The sequence below is a fragment of the Nocardioides sp. F233 genome, assembly GCF_057813895.1.
In genome coordinates this window covers 536118-554937 of record NZ_JBVASH010000001.1, presented here as the reverse complement: position 1 = coordinate 554937, position 18820 = coordinate 536118, and the positions used below count along the sequence as shown (strand labels likewise).

The window sequence follows — 18820 nt, the reverse complement described above, 5'->3', positions numbered from 1 at the left end:
TCGATGATGAGAACGGACCGAGGACCCATGACTGCGACTGCCGACGCCCCGATCGACACCCCCACCACGCACGACCTGGCGGGGCTCAGCTACCAGGACACGCTGCGCGTGCTGTCCGAGGCCTCGGTCCACCAGCACTTCGACGCCTTCCTCGACATCGCCTGGGACAGCCCGGAGTTCGAGGTCGTCCCCAACGACCCGCGCTGGGTGCTCCCGGAGATCGACTCCCTCGGTGGGACCACCTGGTACCGCGAGCTCCCGCTGGAGCGGCAGATCGAGGTCGGCCAGTACCGCCTCGCCAACATCATGAAGGTCGGCCTGCAGTTCGAGCAGGTGCTGATCGGCGGCATCATGAGCCACCTCATCCCGATGGGCAACAACCGCGCGGAGTTCCGCTACTCCACGCACGAGGTGACCGAGGAGTGCCACCACACCCAGATGTTCCAGGAGGGTGTGAACCGGATCGGCGTCGACGTGAAGGGCGGCCCGGGCTGGTTCATCAAGGTCGCGCCGTTCCTGTGCCTGGCCGGCGGCCCGCTGCCCAACATCTTCTTCTTCGGCATCCTCGCCGGCGAGGAGCCGATCGACTACCTGCAGAAGTCGGTGCTGCGCTCGGGCCACGAGCTGCACCCGATCGTCACCCGCGTGATGCAGATCCACGTGGCCGAGGAGGCCCGCCACATCGGCTTCGCGCACACCTACCTGGTCGAGCGCTCCAAGGACTACGGCCGGATCCAGCGCTTCGGCCTGTCGCTGGCCTACCCGCTGATCATGCGCGTGCTGTGCGACGTGATCATGAAGCCGACCAAGCAGATGCAGAAGGACCTCGACATCCCCAAGGACGTCATGCGCGAGGTCTACTGGAAGTCGGAGAAGTCCCAGAAGCTGCTGCGCGACACCTTCGGCGACGTGCGGATGCTCGCCGAGGAGCTCGGCCTGATGAACCGGGTCTCCCGCCTCGTGTGGCGCGCGCTCGGCATCCACGGCAGCCCCTCGCGCTTCCGCAGCGAGCCCAAGTCCGCCGCGGTCTGAGCCATGGCGTACGTCGTCACGCAGTCGTGCTGCGCCGATGCCTCGTGCGTCGTCGCCTGCCCGGTCAACTGCATCCACCCCGCGCCGGGTGAGCCCGGCTTCGGCACCACCGAGATGGTGTACGTCGACGCGACGGCCTGCGTCGGCTGCGGCGCCTGTGCGACCGCGTGCCCGGTCGGGGCGATGGTGCCGGACGCCGCGCTGACGACGAAGCAGCTGCCATTCCTCGAGCTCAACGCGTCCTACTACGACGCGTTCCCGCACGCCGACCGCACCCCGGTCGCGCTGGTGCCGCAGCAGCGACGGCTCACCCGCTCCGGTCCGTTCCGGGTCGCGGTGGTCGGCGCCGGCCCGGCCGGTCTCTACACGGCCGACGAGCTGCTCAAGCACCCCGAGGTCGGTGGCGTCGATGTCTACGACCGGCTGCGGACGCCGTACGGCCTGGTCCGGCACGGCGTCGCCCCCGACCACGCGTCGACCAAGCTGGTGACCCGGCTGTTCGAGGCGATCGAGCGGCAGCCGCGGTTCCGCTACTTCCTCGACGTCGAGGTCGGCGCGGAGGGGATCACCCTCGCCGATCTGCGCGCCCACTACGACGCGGTCGTGTACGCCGTCGGCGCCTCCGCCGATCGCAGCCTCGACATCCCCGGCGAGGACCTGGCCGGTTCCGTCCCGGCGACCGCACTGGTCGGCTGGTACAACGGCCACCCCGAGCAGCAGGACCTCGACGTCCCGCTCGGCGCGGTCTCCAACCCGTCCGGTCGCGCGGTCGTCATCGGCAACGGCAACGTCGCGCTCGACGTGGCGCGCATCCTGGCCCGCCCGGTCGAGGTCCTCGAGCGCACGGACCTGGCGCCCGGCCCGCTCGACCAGCTGCGCGCGAGCAACGTGCGCGAGGTGGTCGTGCTCGGCCGCCGCGGTCCCGCCCAGGCGGCGTTCACGGTCCCCGAGCTGATCGGCCTCGCGGCGCTCGACGACGTCGACGTGGTCGTCGACGTCGATCCCGCACTGCTGACCGGCGACGACCAGCGCAGCGCGCTGCTGCGCGAGCTCGCCGAGCGCCCTGCCTCGTCCGACCCGACGCGCCGCCGGATCGTGCTCAGCTTCGCGGTCTCCCCCGTCGAGGTGCTCGGCGAGGGCGGCCGGGTCACCGGCGTCCGGGTCGCCCGCAACCGGCTCGTCGAGGCCGCCGACGGCAGCATCCGCGCCGAGGCCACCGACGACACCTTCGTCCTCGACGCCGGCCTCGTCGTGCGCTCGGTCGGCCACCGCGGCACCCCGGTCGCCGGGCTGCCGTTCGACGAGAGGACGGCGACCGTCCCCCACCACGAGGGACGCGTCGAGCCCGGCGTCTACGTCGTCGGCTGGATCAAGCGTGGTCCGGTCGGCTTCATCGGCACCAACAAGACCGACGCCCAGGAGACCGTCGAGACCATCCTCGACGACCTCGACGCCGGCCTCCCCGCGCCCACCGGCACGGCCACCGCGATCGCGGCGCTCGTCGCCGAGCGGCACACCGACGCTGCCGACCTCGCCGCCTGGCAGCGTCTCGACGCCGCCGAGCGCGAGCACGGTGCGCAGGCCGGCCGTCCCCGCGTCAAGATCACCGACGTCACCGAGCAGCGCTCGGCCGCCGCGCCCCCGGCTGTGCGTCGCCGGGGACTGCTCCGGCGTACCGTGTCGCTGACATCGTGAGGATCGCAGGAGGTGTCGGCATGGGGACGCCGAAGCGGGACCAGACGGACGGGCGCAAGCGCCGCTGGCAGCAGCACAACGCCGACCGCCGCCAGGCCGTGATCGAGGCCGCCCTGACGGTGCTCGCGCGCGACCTCGAGCCCGGCGCCGAGCTCAGCGTGCAGCTGATCGCCGACGAGGCGTCGGTCCACCGGACCGTCCTCTACCGCTACTTCGAGGACCGGACGGACCTCGACGTCGCCATCCAGCAGGAGATCTGCAACCGCGCCGGGGAGCTGCTGCTCGCCGCGGTCACCCTCGAGGGCACGCCACGCGAGATCGTGCACCGGATCATCGCCGCGTACGTCGGCTGGGGCGCCGACAACGTCGCCCTGATGCGCTTCGCCGAGCGTGACATCCCCGGTGCGGCGTCGAAGCCCCTCGACGTCGCGATCGGCCAGATCGCCGAGCAGATCGAGCTGGTCATCGGCGGCTTCCTCGCGATCCTCGACGCCGAGGTCGACGACGACGACCGCAACGCGCTCACGCCCTACGTCTTCCTGCTCGTCGGCGGCGTCATCGCCGCCGTCCGCAGCTGGAGCTCGCGCGACGAGCTCCTCCCCCCGGCCCCCGCCTTCACCCGGCTGCTCGCCGACGTGACCTGGCTGCAGATCGAAGGACTCGCAGCCTCCCGCAGGATCGAGGTGCCCGACCTCCCGGTCGAGCAGCTCCTCAACTTCAAGGAAGCCTGAATGAGCGACTCCACGCACCTCGACGTGCTGATCATCGGCGCCGGCCTGTCCGGGATCGACGCGGCGTACCACGTCACCAAGGCGTTCCCCGACAAGTCGTACGCCGTCCTCGAGATGCGCGACTCGCTGGGCGGAACGTGGGACCTGTTCCGCTACCCCGGCATCCGCTCCGACTCCGACATGCACACCCTCGGCTTCGGCTGGAAGCCGTGGAAGGGCACCAAGGCGATCGTCGACGGGCCCGACATCCTCGCCTACCTGAAGGAGGCGGCTGCCGAGAACGGCATCGACCAGCACATCCGCTACCACCACAAGCTGGTGCACGCGGAGTTCTCCACCGAGGACGCCCGCTGGACGGTGACCGTCGAGCGCACCGACACCGGCGAGACGATCGAGCTGACCGCGAGCTTCCTGTGGTCGACCTCCGGCTACTACCGCTACGACGAGGGCTTCACCCCGGCCTTCGCCGGCGCCGAGGACTTCGAGGGCCAGATCATCCACCCGCAGCACTGGCCCGAGGACCTCGACTACGCCGGCAAGCGGGTCGTCGTCATCGGCTCCGGCGCCACCGCGGTCACCCTGATCCCGGCGCTGGCCAGCTCGGGCGCCGGTCACGTCACGATGCTGCAGCGCACGCCGACGTACATCATCAGCCAGCCGACGTACGACAAGGTCTCGGCCGAGATGTACCGCCGGCTGCCCGACAAGCTGGCCCAGAAGCTGGTCCGCACCCGCTACCTCACCAGCCGCATCGCGTTCTACGAGTTCTGCCAGGCCCGTCCCAAGGAGTCGCGCGCCCTGCTGCGCAGGCTGCTCGAGCGCCAGCTGCCCGACGACGTCAGCTTCGACGAGCACTTCAAGCCGCCGTACGACCCGTGGGACCAGCGCCTGTGCGCCGTCCCCGGCGGCGACCTGTTCAAGGCGCTGCGCCACCACACGGTCGACATCGTCACCGACCACATCGACCGGTTCACGCCGAAGGGCATCCTGCTGACGTCCGGCAAGGAGCTGGAGGCGGACATCGTCATCACCGCCACCGGCCTCAACCTGCAGATCTTCGGCGGCGCCACGCTGGGCGTCGACGGCACCAAGATCGCTCCCTCGGAGACCATGGCCTACAAGGGTCTGATGCTCAGTGAGATCCCGAACTTCGCGTTCATCATCGGCTACACCAACGCGTCGTGGACGTTGAAGGCCGACCTGGTCTGCGAGTACGTCGTCAAGGTGCTGCGCCGCATGGACGAGACCGGCACCCGGCTGGTCATGCCCCGGCGCGACCCGTCGGTCGCCGAGGAGCCCTTCCTCGACTTCGAGGCCGGCTACGTGATGCGCTCGATCGACTCGCTGCCCAAGCAGGGTGCGACGTTCCCGTGGCGACTGAAGATGAACTACTTCAAGGACGTCCTCGTGTTCCGCAAGCCGGTCGAGGACGAGGCACTCGAGTTCTCGGCCTGAAGCCCGCTGCGTGGATCACCGGACAGCCGGGGATCCACGCGACCCCCCGGGGTGATGCCGGGCCACCCAGGCCCCGCCCCCCCGTTCGGGTGACAATTCGTGGCGCAGCCCGCCGATCCACCCCATCACCCCCACCAACCTCAGCATCCTGAGCCTGTCGTCGCAGCCACGAGCGACGACCGAGGCCCATGGGGGGCCTCGTCCGCACGTCGCGCCACGAGCGGCGCCTACCCAGGACTGAGGTACAGGGGAACATGAGTTCACACATCCCGCTGTGGAGGGCCGCTCTCGGCCGCCACGCGAGCCGGGCCGTCGCGGCGGCCCTCGTCGCGGGCTCCGCGACCGTGCTGTCGGCGACGGCGGCGCACGCGGCCGCTGACACGATCACGGTCACCGAGCTGACCCGCGCAGCGCTCGCCGACGCGATCGTGGACGCCAACGCGTCGACCAACCCCGAGGGCGTCGTCATCAACTTCGACGCCGGTCTCAACGGCACCATCTGGTTGCCGAGCACCGAGGCCGGAGACGCCATGTTCGACTACACCGGAGGCGATCCGGCGCCGGACGACACCGTTGGCGGCGGCGCCTGGTTCCTGGTCGACTCGCAGGTCCCGGTGACCATCGACTTCGGCAACCGGGTGGGCGTGGTCTCCGGGGTCGAGGACGCGGACACCCGAGGCGCCGGCTACGACTGGGGTCTGAGCGCCTTCCTGCTGCGCTCGCAGGCGACGATCGAGAACGCCGTCAACGTCCGCTCGGCGGAGTCGGCCTTCGTGGTCGACACGGACCAGGGCACGACGCTGAAGAATGTCACCTGCGACGACCACCTCAGCGACGCCCAGGAGATCTGCGTCTTCCTCGACGACGGCGCCTCCGACATCACCCTCGATGGGCTCGAGACCCGGGGCACCTGGTGGTCGGACATCCACGCCGGCAAGCCGGGATCCACGATCTCCGACCTCGTCGTCAAGAACTCGACCTTCGACATCAGCGTGCACCAGGGCGATGTCGGCACCGACACCGAGTTCGTCGCGCACTTCGAGGACAACTCGGACCTGAGCAATGTGTCGTTCGACAAGAACACGATGATCGGCCCGGCGGCGGGCTTCAAGTCCGCGCTCGTCTTCGGGCCCGGCACTGAGGCCACCAACTTCGACCTCACCAACAACCACACCACCGGCTTCGAGTACGTCTGGGACGACCGCGGTGGCAGCTTCGCCGACAGCACCTTCTCGGGCAACACCTTCGAGGGCATGGTCGAGGCGCTCAACTTCGACCAGGCCAAGTACACCGGCACTTCCGTGACCGGCAACACCTTCCGGGACGCGATCGGCGCTGTCCGCACTGACATCAAGATCGAGAGCGACCCGGGCAACGACCAGTCTGGCAACGTGATCGACGGCAACCAGTTCATCCAGGGCCCGGACGCCGAGGAGAACCGGTGGGGCGTCTGGCTCGCCACCGCCGTCGCCGCGAACGGTGACGACTCCGGCTGGCAGATCACCAACAACCACTTCGACGGCATCGACGGCTCGGCCGAGGCTCCGATCACCATCGGCACCGCACTGGCCCGCACCAAGGTCTACGGCAACACTTTCGGCCCGCGCACCGACGGTACGACGGTCGCGGCCGAGTCTGAGGCCGGCACCCAGTGGTTCCTGTGGAACAACGGCAACTCCAACTCGCGGATCCAGACCTGGCGTCCGGCCAACGCGAAGTTCGCCGACGGCGCCGTCTCCTTCGACGTGGCGCCGGTGGACCCGGCCGTGGGCGCCAACCTGCCGCCCACGCCGCCGCTGACGCTGCACGTCTACTGGACCGCCGACGACAACGCCGAGGAGTACCTCGGCAAGATCGAGAACGTCACCGCCGCCGGTCGGGTCTCGATCCCGACCGCCCACACCGACGGCTTCATCCGGGTCCAGACCGAGGGTGGCGCGAGCGGCTACGTCTCGCAGTACTCCGGTCTGGCCGAGATCGACGACACTCCCGTCGTCCAGCCTCCGGGCGACTCCGACGGCGACGGTCTGACCGACGCCCAGGAGGCGCAGCTCGGCACCGACCCGCACAAGGCCGACACCGACGGCGACGGCCTGTCCGACGGCGTCGAGACCGCGGGCAACGTCGGCTCCTGCAAGGCCGGCACCAACCCCCTCAAGGCCGACACCGACGGCGACGGCCTCAAGGACGGCGCCGAGGTCAAGGGCTGGGACCTGACCCAGAAGGTGCGCACCAGCAAGAACCGGAAGGGCAAGGGCGCGGCGATCGGCCACGTGTCGACCAACCCGTGCGTCGCCGACACCGACGGTGACGGCCTGCGCGACGACGCCGAGCTCAACGGCTACAAGCTCAAGACCAAGGTCTTCGTCGCCAAGGGGGGCAAGGTCGTCAAGACCTTCAAGATCGGCTCGTTCGTCACCAACCCGGTCAACCCGGACACCGACGGCGACGGGCTCTCCGACAGCAATGAGCTGAAGGGCAACGCGACCAAGCGGTTCGGCAAGCGCAAGAGCAGCCCGGTCGACTTCGACACCGACCGCGGTGGCGCCTCGGACGGCCGCGAGGTCGCCAAGGGAGCCGACCCGACCCGGACCCTGTCCGGACCGAACCGTCCGTGATCACCCGGACGTAGTCGCCCGAACACGACGGACGCCGACCACCCTAGGGGGGTGGTCGGCGTTCGTCGTTCGTACGGCGATCTCGTGACGCGCCACGACCTCGCCTGCTCCGCAGCGCGAGTCCGTCGGCGCTCCTCGATCTTCGGCCTTCACCCATACCTTCGCTGCGCCCAGGTGTGGCGGCCCCTCACCAGGCGAGGTCGTGCACGAACTCGCTGAGCTGGGTCAGGTTGCGGCACTCGATCATCCGCACGATCTCGCCGTACGCCGGCGCGGCGGAGTCGCCCGTCCCCCAGTTGCGCTCGTGCTCGGGGTTGAGCCAGAAGGTCCGCTTCACCGAGCCGGTCAGCCGGCGCAGCGCGTCCTCGTGGAGGTCGCTGTAGTTGGACCGGGCGTCGCCGAGGATGAGCAGGGTGGTCTTGGGCGTGAGGGCGTCGAGGTGGTTCTGCTCGAACTTGGTGAACGCCCGGCCGTAGTTGGTGCGGCCCCACAGCGCGGCGTGCGAGGTCGCGGCCGCCAGGTCGGTGAGGACGTCGACCGGGTCGGCGCCGGGCCGGAAGTGGCCGGTGACCTCGTGGACGTGGTCGATGAACGTGAACGCCCGCATGCTCTGGAAGACCTCGCGCAGCGCGAACACGAAGAGCAGCGTGAACTGGGCGAAGTTGGCCACCGAGCCGCTGACGTCGCAGAGCACGACGAGGTCCGCGCGGTGCGGCCGCTTGGGACGGTGGTGCGTAGTGATCGGTACGCCGCCGGTGGCGATCGAGGCGCGGACGGTACGCCGGAAGTCGAGCGGCGCGGTCCGCGCGTGCCGGGAGTGCTGCTCCTTGGCGAGCCGGGTCGCGAGCCGCCGCGCGAGCGGGAAGATCTCCTTGCGCATCTCGTCGAGGTCGCTTCGACGGGCGGCCATGAAGGCCAGCTTGTCGATGCTGGGGCGCACGGCGACCTCGGCGACGTGGTCGGGCCCCTTCTCCTCGGCGATCCGGCGGCGGGCGTCGTCCTCCACCATCGCGGTGAACGAGCCGATCCGGCGGTTGGCCTGACGGCGGGCATCCTCCTCGTCGGTCCCCTCGCCCATCAGTCCGGCCACCAGCTTGTCGATGAGCTCCTGGGGAGCCACCCGCTGCAGCGCGGTGTAGGCCGACCAGGACGACAGCCCCGGCCCGCGGCCGGGCATCGCCCCGAAGACGCCGACCATCTCGGCGGCCATCCGGCGCAGCTCGGCCTCGTCGACCTGGCCGGCCTCGAGGGCTTCGGCCAGGCGGTCGCGGAAGTCGACGAGGGCGGAGGCGTTGTCGCGGACCTGCCCGTGGCCGGCCTCGTCCCCCTCCTCGGCCCCGGCACCGTTGCCGACCATCGCCGGGAAGTAGACGTCGAAGAGGGCGTCGAAGGTCGTGCGCTGCGCCTGCTTCTTGACCATCGTCGCGGCGAACGCGTCGCGCACCATGGCCCGGTTCCCCCAGCGCACCGCGCCGAGCGCGGCGAGGGAGTCGATGTCCTCGGCGAGCGAGACCGACAGGCCGGCGCCGCGCAGCGCCTCGACGAACGCCAGGTGGCGGTCGAGGAGCCCGGAGTGGTCCGGTCGCTCGGAGGCCATGGTCAGGACCTCGCCAGCTTCAGCTCCTTGACCGCGCGCTCGTGGTCGGACTGGTGCTTGAGCACGGCGCCGAGGGTGTCGCCGATCGCCTTCGCGTCGAGGTCGCGGATCTCGAGGGCGATCAGCGTCCGCGCCCAGTCGACCGACTCGGCGATGGACGGCGCCTTCTTCAGCTCCAGCTCCCGCAGCCGGCCGACGGTGGTGACGAGCTGCTCGGCGATCCGGTCGTCGAGGCCGGGGACCTGCTGCTGCAGGATCTGCCGCTCACGCTCGGCATCGGGGTAGTCGATGTGGAGGTAGAGGCAGCGCCGCTTGACCGCCTCGGACAGCTCGCGGCTCGCGTTCGACGTCAGGACGACGAACGGACGGCGGGTGGCAGCCACGGTCCCGAGCTCGGGGATGGTCACCTGGAAGTCGCTGAGCACCTCCAGCAGCAGGCCCTCGACCTCGATGTCGGTCTTGTCGACCTCGTCGATCAGCAGGACGGTCGGCTCCTCGCGACGGATCGCGGTCAGCAGCGGCCGGGTGAGCAGGAACTCCTCGCTGAAGATGTCGTCGTGGGTCGCGTCCCAGTCGACACCGCCGTCACGACCGCCGGCGTTGGCGGCCTGGATCCGGAGCAGCTGCTTCTTGTAGTTCCACTCGTAGAGCGCCCGCGCCTCGTCGAGGCCCTCGTAGCACTGCAGCCGGACCAGATCGGCACCGGTCGCCCGGGACACCGCCTTCGCCAGCTCGGTCTTGCCGACACCGGCCGGCCCCTCGAGCAGCAGCGGCTTCTCGAGCGCGCCGGCGAGGTAGGTGGTGGTCGCCGTGGCGGCGTCCGCGAGGTAGCCCGCCGTCGCGAGCCGGGTGGCCGCGTCGGCCGGGGCGTCGAACCAGGTCATGGCCCCATCCTGCCGTGCGTCGGTGTCTGCCACGTCACGCGGTCGTGACCCGGCGGCCCCGTCGTCGTTGAGATGGGCAGTGGGAAGAGACCCGGACACGGGCTGATCAGGACAGGGCAAGGGGGGCTTCATGAGTGTCGTTGCCGCGTCCCCGTCCTGGCTGCGGGTCGCTGTCCACGCCCTGCGTACGGCGACGACCGTCTCCGCGCTGACCCTGCTCGTCGGCTACGGCGCGATGAGCTCGGTCGCCACCCCTCGGCCTGCCGAGCCCGCTCGCCGCATCGACATGTCGTCGGGGCCGCTCGACACGATGATGCGCGAGAACCGGTGCTCGCTCACCGGATTCGACCGCGACGTGGTCCCGAGCAAGGCCATCGTCCGCACGCCCGACGGCGTCACCGAGGTGGTGTCCTTCGACCACGGCTGGGCCGTGTTCTTGGGCGAGGCCGCGGGCGAGCTGGTCGCCGTCTGCCTCGGCCCGACCCTCGCCGGGTGATTCGAACTCACCCCTGAGCCAGTCAAAGCAACGGGTTCGGGCAGTACGCCCACCATCGGGTGACTACCGTTGGCGTGCACGTGGGCGCCGATGGAGAAGGAGCAGGGGTTGTCCGTGATTCGAGGTCGGCTCCCGGCGGCACTGATCGCACTCGTGCTGGGCGCCAGCTGGCTGACTGGCTGCTCGTCCGACGGCCCCGACGAGGGGGGCCGCAAGGGCGGCCCCGATGCCCCGCCCGCGGAGGTGGTGCGAGTCCCCGAGGACGCACCGACCCTCGGCAAGGCGCTGGAATCGGTAGCCGAGAACGGCCTGGTCCTCGTCGGTCCGGGTACGTACTCCGAGAAGGTCCTGGTCGACGTCCCCGGCGTCACGATCCGTGGCACGGATCGCAACGAGGTCGTCGTCACCGGAGAGGGTCGACGCACGTCCGGGATCGTCGTGATCGCCGACGGTGTCACGGTCGAGAACCTGACCGTCACCAGCACCACGCTGTACGGCGTGCTGTTCACCGGCGTCCACGAGGGGCGCGAGGTACGCACCCCGGGCCAGGACGGCTACGAGACCTTCGACCCGGAGAAGTTCCCACCGCTGGAGCGGTTCCGGATCGACCACGTGACGGCGACCAACAACGGCCTCTACGGCATCTACGCGTTCAACACCCGCCACGGCGTGATCGCCGACTCGTGGGCGTCGGGGTCCGCGGACAGTGGGATCTACGTCGGCCAGTGCCGCGAGTGCGACACCGTCGTGTCCGGCAACGTCGCGACCCGCAACGCGGTGGGCTTCGAGAACGCCAACGCCTCCGACTCGCTCACGATCGTCGGCAACCGGTTCAGCGGGAACCGGGTCGGGATGACGCTGACCTCCAACTACCAGGAGGCGTTCGTCCCCCAGAAGGGCAACCTGGTCGCGGGCAACGTGGTCACCGACAACAGTGAGCCGCGGTCCCCGTCGCAGGCCGACGGCGGCTGGGGCGTCGGGGTCGGGATCGGCGGCGGGCAGGACAACCGGCTGGTCCACAACCTGATCACGGGCAACCTGCGCGCGGGCATCCTCCTCGACAGCGCCGAGGACGTGCCCAGCACCGGCAACAGCCTCGAGGGCAACCAGCTGGGCGCCAACGGCGTCGACGTCGCCAACACCTCCAGCGACCTCGCTCCAGCGGCTGGGAACTGTGCCCGTCCGCCTGTCGGGCTGTCGGCGCTGCCGGCCGGCCTCCTCCGCACCTGCACGGCGCCCACGCAGCCGGCCGCCACCGGGGCCGACCTGCCCGGCGGCCAGGCGCCGGAGGGAATGAGCTTCCTCGAGGTCCCGCTGCCTCGCGACCTGCCGTCGCTCACCGCTACCGACGAGGTGCCCGCGCCGCTGCCGGCGGGCCCCACCCACCCGGACCCCGCCCAGGTCCCGGTTCCCGCGGCGTCCCTGCTCGCCGACCTCGGATGAGCGGCGTGGCGGACGCGACGCCTGGCCCCACCCGGCGCCGGCTGCTGGCCGGCAGCATGGCCGGCGCGGTCGCCGGCGTGGCGGCTGGGGGCGCGGGCGGCTGGTGGGCCGCGTCCCGGGAGGACGAGGCGGCCCCCTCGGCGGAGCCGGCCGCTGCACGGGATGCGCGTGGGCCGGCCGTCGAGGCCGAGGGCACCCGCCAGGCCGGGGTCGACCGGCCGGGTACTCCCCCACGTCAGCTGACGTTCGTGGTCCTGGGCGAAACCGGCGCCGATCCCCGCGACCGGGCGGGCGTGGCCGCGCTGCTGGCCGGTCTCGGTGACCTGGTCCGCGCGCTCACCGCGAGCGAACCTGTCGACCCCCGGATCCCGGACGGGCCGGGCAACCTGACCATCCAGGTCGGTGTCGGCGCCGCCTGGGCAGAGTTCGGCGAGCCGGGCCTGGGTGCGCGCGTCCGGCTGCCACCCTTCCGCGGCAGCGACGAGCTTGCCGCGGACGTCCGTGCCGGCGACCTGGTCCTGGCCGTCGCCGCCGACGACCCCGCGCTGCCCGACCACGTCGTCGACATCCTGCTCGCCGACCTCCTCGGCCGCGGCGGGCTGCGCGTCCTGTGGAGTCAGCGCGGCTTCCGGTCGCCCGGCATCGGCCCCGTGGTCCGCAACCCGCTCGGCTTCCGCGACGGCATCATCCAGCCCGAGGGCGCCGCGGGGATGGACGCCGGCGTGTGGATCGCCGACGGCGCCGCGGCCGACGGCACGATCGGCGTCGTGCGCCGGTTCGTCCTCGACGCGGCCGAGTTCGGCGCGCTCGACGCGGACGAGCAGGCCGCCGTCATCGGGCGTCGCCCCGACGGCACGCCGCTGAGTGGCGGTGGCCCTGACGCCGAGGTCGACCTGGTCGCGAAGACCGCCCACGGCGACTACCTGACCCCCGCCGACGCCCACGCCCGCGCGGCCCACCCGTCGTTCACGGGGTCGCCGCTGATGAGCCGGCGCAGCTACGCGATCCGGGTCGAGGACCGAGACGGACTCACGCGGCCCGGCCTGCTCTTCTGGAGCTTCCAGAACGATGTCGGCGTCTTCGCCCGCACCCAGCAGCGGATGGACCGGATCGACCGGCTGATGGACTTCGCCACCCCGACCGCCGAGATCGGCTACCTGGTGCTGCCCGGCTTCACCGCGGACCGGCCGCTCGGTGCCGGCCTGTTCGGGGCCTGACGACGCTCAGCCACCGGTGCGGGAGGCCAGCACCTCGCTCGCACGGTCCCGCAGTGCGACGTCGACCTCGGCGGCACTGCCCGGGTCGACGACGTCGATCCTGGCGAACGAACCGTCGGACTGGCCGAGGTAGGCCTCGAAGCGCATCAGGGCGCCGTCCCCGTCGATCCAGTACCGGGTCCGGCCGGTGCCGGACGCCGCCTCACCGTCCGAGGCCGACGCCGACGCCGGCTGGGGCCCCTCGAGCACCGAGACCCGGGCGCCGCCGATCTTGTCCGAACGCAGGTAGCGGGCGGTGCTCTGCTGCAGCAGGGCCGGGTTCTCGGGGCGGTCGCTGCCCAGGTTGAGGGCGAGGGCCAAGAAGATGTCCTGGGGGTGCTGCGTCGACAGCGCCCGCTGGGTCCACGCGCCGAGCTCGGGCGGTGCGTCGCCGGCCACCCCGGGGGCGGTGGCAACGGTGGCCAGGTCCCAGACCACGAACCCGGTGCTGCCGTCGTCGGAGCCGTCGTCCTGCGTCTCGAAGTTGCCGTACGCCAGGTGCTCGCGCAGGTCGAGGGCGGTCGTGTAGCTGATCCTCGGCGATCCCGGCCAGGTCATCTGAACCCGTACCGGGGATGTCGAGTACATCTGGAAGCGCACCAGCGCCAGCGCCTCGGCCTCCTCGCCGGTCAGCGCCCGCGCCTCCGGCGCCGGCTTCTCCTCCGTCGACCCGCAGCCGACACCGAGCAGAGCCAATCCGAGGGCGCCGCCGAGCAGGGTCCTGCGTCCTGTCCGTACCACTGCTGCCTCCTCCTGAGTTCTCGGTCCATCGTCGCTGAGGGGTGCTGACGTGCCACACCCCGGGTCCCCGCCTCGACGGGGACCCGGGGTGGTGGGGCCGCGAACCTGAGCCCCCCAGCTCAGCTCACGGGGACCAGGGTGACCACCAGGTTCTTGCGGTAGTGGAACCGGCCGTTGCTGTAGGTCACCTTGTCGGTGCAGGTGACCAGCTGCACCCGGGCGCTGCTCGTCATCGAGAACAGGCTCTTCGGCAGCGGCTTGGACCGCAGGTACCGCTTCTTCTTGACCACCTTGTAGGTGCGCACGACACCCGACTTGTCGGTCAGCTCGATCGTCTGGCCCTTCTTCGCCTTCTTCAGGTCGTAGAAGGCGCCGGGACGGTCGTGGTTGTCCGACACGTGACCCACGATGACCGAGGTGCCGATGACGTCACCGAGCTCCGCCGAGGTCCGCAGCCAGCCGGTGAGCATCCGGTTGCCCGGGACGTTCGCCTTCTTCCCGGTCAGGCCGATCGGCTTGACCTTGGCGTCGATGCCGAGCTTCGCGAACCGCAGCAGCGCGGGCTGCGTCATCCGAGCGGACGGTGCCGTCTTGTCCGTGCCGGCGAAGCCCGTGTCGATCACCCGAACCGGGTTGACCGCACGGTGGACCAGGCTGGTCTCCTCCTTCAGACCGCAGCCGTGGGTGGCGGCCTTGTTGAGGTCGTCGGCCGTCGTGCTGGCGATCCAGGTGTAGTGACCCGGGGCGGACACCGTGATGGACGGCGTGGTCGTCGTGCCGTTCTTCGGGGTGAAGGCCACGGTCCCGAGCGCCGTCGCCGGCGTGCAGGTCGCCGCCGCGGCGCTGCTGAACGGGCCGTACAGCGTCGCCGATCCGGTCGCCGTACCACCGCTGCGGAAGCCGGTGATCGTCACGACGTCGGAGAGCGCCACGCCGACCTTGGCCTCCGTGTGGGAGGTCTTCGTCGTCAGCGTCACGTCGGTCGGCAGGAGGACGAACCCGAAGTCCAGCGTCAGGTCCGCGTCACCGTCGTCGGTGAGGTCACCGGACGTCGCCGACCAGGTGGACGAGTCGGCTCCGCGGTCGTTGCCGGCACCGGCCTGCGTCGGTCCGTATGGCGCCAGCGCCGTCTGCGTCGAGGGAGCGTCACGGTCGATGGAGACCGTGTAGCTCTGACCCGGCGCGAGCACCGGCAGGTTCTCGAACACGTAGTGACCGTTGGCGTCGGTGGTCACCGGACCCACGGGGTTGCCGTGGATGTCGGTCACCGTCTCGCCGCGCGGACCGGTCAGGACCAGCACGACGCCCGGGATGCCGGACTCGCCCGCGTCCTGGATGCCGTCCCGATCGCCGTCGGCCCACACGAAGTCGCCGACGGAGACCGCCGGGCGGACGAAGCCGAAGTCGAGGGTCGGGTCCCGGTCACCGTCGCCGGTCAGGTCGCCCGACTCCGCCTCCCACGTCGAGGAGTCGGTGGCCGGCGTACCCTGCCCGGCCTGGGTCGGGATGTAGTCGGCCAGCGCGGCGATCGTGGACGGGTCGGTCTGGTCGATCTTCACCGTGTAGTGCTGGCCGGCCGGCAGCACCGGCAGGTCGTCGAACGAGTAGTTGCCGTCGGCGTCCGTGGTCACCGGACCCACGGGGTTGCCGTGGATGTCGGTCACCGGGTCGCCGTTCGGACCCACGATCGTGAGCACCACGCCCTCGATTCCCGGCTCGACGGCGTCCTGGACGCCGTCGCGGTCCGTGTCGGCCCACACCAGGTCACCGACCGACACCTTCGCCGGCACGAACCCGAAGTCCAGGGTCATGTCCCGGTCCTGGGCCTGCGTGAGCGGCCCGGAGGTGGCGCTGCCGGTCGAGGAGTCCTGGGCGGGATCGCCACCCTGGCCCGCCTGCGTCGGCACGTACGGCGCGAGCGCGGGCTGGCTGTTGTCGATCGTCACCGTGTACCGGTCGTCCGGGTCGGGCAGGACCGGCAGGTCCGTGAAGACGTAGTGGCCGTTCGCGTCCGTGGTGGTCGTCCCGATGACGCTCCCGTCCGGGTCCAGCAGGGTCAGGGTCACCCCGGGGATGCCGGGCTCGCCCGGGTCCTGGATGCCGTCACCGTCGCTGTCGACCCACACGTAGTCGCCGACCGAGACCGGCTTCGGGGTGAACCCGAAGTCGAGCGTGAGGTCCTTGGCGCCCGCGGTGGTCAGCTCAGTCGAGTCGGCCGTCCACAGCGAGGAGTCCAGTGCGGGGTCGCCGCCCTGGCCCGCCTGTGTCGGGTTGTACGGCGCGAGCGCGGTCTGCGTCGACGGCGCCGTCTGGTCGATGGTCACCGTGTAGTGCTCGCCAGGCGGCAGCACGGGCAGCTTGTCGAACACGTAGTGACCGTTCGCGTCGGTCGTCACCGGGCCCACCGGGTCACCGTTGACGTCGACGACCGGATCGCCGTTGGAGTCCGTCAGCTTGAGCACGACGCCTTCGATCCCGGACTCGCCCGGGTCCTGGATGCCGTCGCCGTCGCTGTCGACCCACACATAGTTGCCCACCGACACCGACGCCGGGCTGAACCCGAAGTCGATGGTGTGGTCGTTCTCGCCACGGTTGCCCGTCGTGATCGACGCCTGCGGGTAGTTGGCGACGATCGTGCCGTCCGAGTCGAGGCGGTCCTGCTCCGGGCCGGTGCCCTGGTCCTCGTCCGAGAGCCCCACGCCGGCCAGGTTGCCGTTGCCGGTGTAGTCGGAAGGCTTGTCGAGCCGGATCACGTAGTCGGTGTTGAACTCGACGTCATCGTTGATCGAGTCGAAGTAGTACTCACCGCGGCTGTTGGTCACGGTCGTCGCCACGAGGGTGACGCCGTCGGCGGCGTACAGGTTGACGGTGACGCCGGCGATGCCGTCCTCACCCGGGTCCTGGATGCCGTCGTCGTTGGTGTCGTTCCAGACCCGGTTGCCGATCTGGATCGGCGCCAGGTCGCAGAGCACCTCCATGTCGGCCATGCCCTGGCCCTTGCTGAAGCTGTCAGCGCCGGTGATCCGGTTGCCACCGCCGTTGCCACCGTCGGCCTGCAGGCTCTCGGGCGAGGTCGGCTGGGTGCCGCCGTCACCCGAGATGAGCGGCCGGCCGGTCTCACGGTCGACGCGGAAGTAGCCCTGCGTGAAGATGCCGCCGGCCGGGTCCATCGCGCTGCTGACGATGCCGCGCTCGCCGCGGCTCAGGGCGATACCACCGTAGGCCTCCTCGGCGTGAACGCCACCGTCGCCGCCGAAGTACTCGTCCGACACCGCGGTCTGGGCCCGGTTCTCCTTGCCGCAGCCACCGTTGATGTCGAGCACGAAGTCGCCGCCGCCCACCGGAGGGCAGGCCTTGTTGATGTCACCGGCGACGACGTAGTCGATGACGCCGACGAGGGCGCCGGTGCCGTCGGTGTTGGCGTAGTAGCGCGAGCTGGCGCCCATCTGCTGGTCACCGGTGCGGTCACGGAAGGCCATGACGAGGTCACCGTTGTTCTCGATGACGATGTCGTCCATCCAGGCCTGCGGGTCGGGAAGCCGGCCGCCGCTCTTGAAGTTGCAGCTGATCCCGTCCATCCACGGGCGGAAGGTCGTGCTGTGCACGCCGTCCGCGGTGTCGCGCGGGTCGCACTGCGCGGCGAGGAACCACTGCGCCTCGCGCTTGCGGTTGATCGTCTGGTCCATGACCGTGCCGGTCTGGGTGTAGGTCGATGCGTCGAAGGTCAGGATGATCGCCCGCTGGTCGGCGGGGTTCTGGGTCGACTCGGCCGAGCAGACGCCACCGACGTAGAGCACGCCGTTGCGCTCGCCGAGCGCGCCCGGGCGCCAGTCGGAGGCCGCGGCGCAGCCGGGGTTCGCGGACAGGTCCACGACGTGGGTCGGCGCGCCCATGGTGGCGGCGGTCGCGTCGTACACGTAGAGCTTGCGGTCGTTGAGGTTGATCACCTGCAGGTCGTCGCCGTCCTCGGAGACGTCGAGGTCGCCGAGCGACTCCTTGCCCACGGCGGGAGCGAAGTCCCAGTCCTGGCGCAGGCCCGCGGTGTCGAAGCTGTGCGCACGGGCGCCGGCGTTCGGCACGGTGCCCCACACGGTGGTCGCGCCACCCGCGGCCGGGGTCACGTAGATCGCGCCGGAGCCACCGGGACCGTAGGCGATGCCGCGCTTGGCGAACGCGGCGGCGAAGATCCGCTTGTCCTGCTTGCGGTAGCCGATGCCGTAGACCGCACCGGTGTCGGCCTTGGTGGCCAGCTTGGTCTTGTCACGGTCGATGCCCCACGCCCGGTAGGGGGCGGTGAAGAGGGTCTCGGCACTGCCGTTGTTCGCGAGCGCGCCGCCGGGCGTGAAGATCGGCTGCTGGCAGGCGTTGACGATCAGCGGGTTCGACTGACAGTAGTCACGGACCTCCCAGAAGGCGGTCGTGACGTCGACCGTCTTGTCCGCCGCCACCGTCACGAACTCGTCGTTCGAGGAGAGCCACTTGGCGCCGGGGGTGTCCGCGGTGCCGGTCTTCTCGCGCGCGATCGCCGGCTGGTAGGTGGCCGGGTCGGGGTTGAGCGCCTGCACCCGGTAGCTGCCCGGCGCGCCCACGATGGTGACCAAGCCGTCCGCGTCGGTGACGAGGTCCTGGCTCACCCCCGCGCCGTCGGTGACCCGGACGGTGACGCCGGCGAGGCCGGGCTCGACGAACGGGTCGTCCCAACTGCCGTTGCCGTTGTAGTCCTGGACCACGCGCACACGCACGGTTCCGTCGCCCGGCGCGGCCTGGGCCGGTGCCGCGACCTGGGTGCTTCCCAGCACCGCCAGGCCGGAGGCCGCCAGGGCCAGGGCGGTCAGGCGTCGTGTCGCGTGCCGCGGCACGCGCGGCCTCACG

General features: G+C 70.9%; 12 protein-coding genes. 8 read left to right on the top strand and 4 right to left on the bottom strand.

Annotation, left to right across the window (positions count from 1 at the left end; translation table 11 throughout):
• Nucleotides 1-27 precede the first annotated feature (27 nt).
• From ACZYRU_RS02585 to ACZYRU_RS02565, 5 genes are all read left to right on the top strand, one after another.
• On the top strand, nucleotides 28-1032 hold the full coding sequence (locus ACZYRU_RS02585; protein WP_488955514.1) for an AurF N-oxygenase family protein: 1005 nt from the start codon (nucleotides 28-30) through the stop codon (nucleotides 1030-1032).
• Nucleotides 1033-1035: 3 nt separating this feature from the next.
• Nucleotides 1036-2727, top strand: a complete 1692-nt coding sequence (locus tag ACZYRU_RS02580; protein ID WP_488955513.1) for an FAD-dependent oxidoreductase — start codon at nucleotides 1036-1038, stop codon at nucleotides 2725-2727.
• A 20-nt stretch (nucleotides 2728-2747) separates the two neighbouring features.
• Nucleotides 2748-3458, top strand: a complete 711-nt coding sequence (locus tag ACZYRU_RS02575) for a TetR/AcrR family transcriptional regulator (RefSeq protein ID WP_488955512.1) — start codon at nucleotides 2748-2750, stop codon at nucleotides 3456-3458.
• Nucleotides 3459-4913 (top strand): flavin-containing monooxygenase, encoded by a 1455-nt coding sequence (locus ACZYRU_RS02570; RefSeq protein ID WP_488955511.1) that lies wholly within the window; start codon nucleotides 3459-3461, stop codon nucleotides 4911-4913.
• Between the two features lie 254 nt (nucleotides 4914-5167).
• On the top strand, nucleotides 5168-7531 hold the full coding sequence (locus tag ACZYRU_RS02565; RefSeq protein WP_488955510.1) for a binary toxin-like calcium binding domain-containing protein: 2364 nt from the start codon (nucleotides 5168-5170) through the stop codon (nucleotides 7529-7531).
• Nucleotides 7532-7718: 187 nt separating this feature from the next.
• Here the strand turns inward: ACZYRU_RS02565 and ACZYRU_RS02560 are convergent, their stop codons facing one another.
• Both ACZYRU_RS02560 and ACZYRU_RS02555 read right to left on the bottom strand, forming a co-directional pair.
• Nucleotides 7719-9128 (bottom strand): vWA domain-containing protein, encoded by a 1410-nt coding sequence (locus ACZYRU_RS02560; RefSeq protein WP_488955509.1) that lies wholly within the window; start codon nucleotides 9126-9128, stop codon nucleotides 7719-7721.
• 2 nt (nucleotides 9129-9130) lie between these two features.
• Nucleotides 9131-10012 carry an AAA family ATPase gene (locus ACZYRU_RS02555; protein ID WP_488955508.1) on the bottom strand — a complete coding sequence of 294 codons (882 nt, stop codon included), beginning with the start codon at nucleotides 10010-10012 and terminating at the stop codon, nucleotides 9131-9133.
• A gap of 130 nt (nucleotides 10013-10142) precedes the next feature.
• On the opposite strand from ACZYRU_RS02555, the gene ACZYRU_RS02550 reads away from it, so the two are divergent.
• The 3 genes from ACZYRU_RS02550 (at nucleotide 10143) to ACZYRU_RS02540 (ending at nucleotide 13168) form a co-directional block, all read left to right on the top strand.
• Nucleotides 10143-10508 carry a hypothetical protein gene (locus ACZYRU_RS02550; protein ID WP_488955507.1) on the top strand — a complete coding sequence of 122 codons (366 nt, stop codon included), beginning with the start codon at nucleotides 10143-10145 and terminating at the stop codon, nucleotides 10506-10508.
• Between the two features lie 114 nt (nucleotides 10509-10622).
• Nucleotides 10623-11951, top strand: coding sequence for a right-handed parallel beta-helix repeat-containing protein (locus ACZYRU_RS02545; protein WP_488956236.1), 1329 nt, complete (start codon nucleotides 10623-10625; stop codon nucleotides 11949-11951).
• Nucleotides 11952-11956: 5 nt separating this feature from the next.
• Complete coding sequence (locus tag ACZYRU_RS02540) at nucleotides 11957-13168, top strand: Dyp-type peroxidase (protein WP_488955506.1); 1212 nt, start codon at nucleotides 11957-11959, stop codon at nucleotides 13166-13168.
• A 6-nt stretch (nucleotides 13169-13174) separates the two neighbouring features.
• Here ACZYRU_RS02540 and ACZYRU_RS02535 read toward each other — a convergent pair whose 3' ends face one another.
• Both ACZYRU_RS02535 and ACZYRU_RS02530 read right to left on the bottom strand, forming a co-directional pair.
• The gene (locus tag ACZYRU_RS02535; RefSeq protein ID WP_488955505.1) at nucleotides 13175-13948 is read right to left on the bottom strand and encodes a hypothetical protein; all 774 of its coding nucleotides are present in this window, start codon (nucleotides 13946-13948) and stop codon (nucleotides 13175-13177) included.
• A gap of 119 nt (nucleotides 13949-14067) precedes the next feature.
• Nucleotides 14068-18819 carry an SdrD B-like domain-containing protein gene (locus tag ACZYRU_RS02530; protein ID WP_488955504.1) on the bottom strand — a complete coding sequence of 1584 codons (4752 nt, stop codon included), beginning with the start codon at nucleotides 18817-18819 and terminating at the stop codon, nucleotides 14068-14070.
• Between the last annotated feature and the right edge of the window lies 1 nt (nucleotide 18820).

What these genes read in the sequence shown, in the direction of transcription:
- ACZYRU_RS02585 (WP_488955514.1), top strand. Translation starts at nt 28, where the DNA reads ATGACTGCGACTGCCGACGCCCCGATCGACACCCCCACCACGCACGAC.
- ACZYRU_RS02580 (WP_488955513.1), top strand. Translation starts at nt 1,036, where the DNA reads ATGGCGTACGTCGTCACGCAGTCGTGCTGCGCCGATGCCTCGTGCGTC.
- ACZYRU_RS02575 (WP_488955512.1), top strand. Translation starts at nt 2,748, where the DNA reads ATGGGGACGCCGAAGCGGGACCAGACGGACGGGCGCAAGCGCCGCTGG.
- ACZYRU_RS02570 (WP_488955511.1), top strand. Translation starts at nt 3,459, where the DNA reads ATGAGCGACTCCACGCACCTCGACGTGCTGATCATCGGCGCCGGCCTG.
- ACZYRU_RS02565 (WP_488955510.1), top strand. Translation starts at nt 5,168, where the DNA reads ATGAGTTCACACATCCCGCTGTGGAGGGCCGCTCTCGGCCGCCACGCG.
- ACZYRU_RS02560 (WP_488955509.1), bottom strand. Translation starts at nt 9,128, where the DNA reads ATGGCCTCCGAGCGACCGGACCACTCCGGGCTCCTCGACCGCCACCTG.
- ACZYRU_RS02555 (WP_488955508.1), bottom strand. Translation starts at nt 10,012, where the DNA reads ATGACCTGGTTCGACGCCCCGGCCGACGCGGCCACCCGGCTCGCGACG.
- ACZYRU_RS02550 (WP_488955507.1), top strand. Translation starts at nt 10,143, where the DNA reads ATGAGTGTCGTTGCCGCGTCCCCGTCCTGGCTGCGGGTCGCTGTCCAC.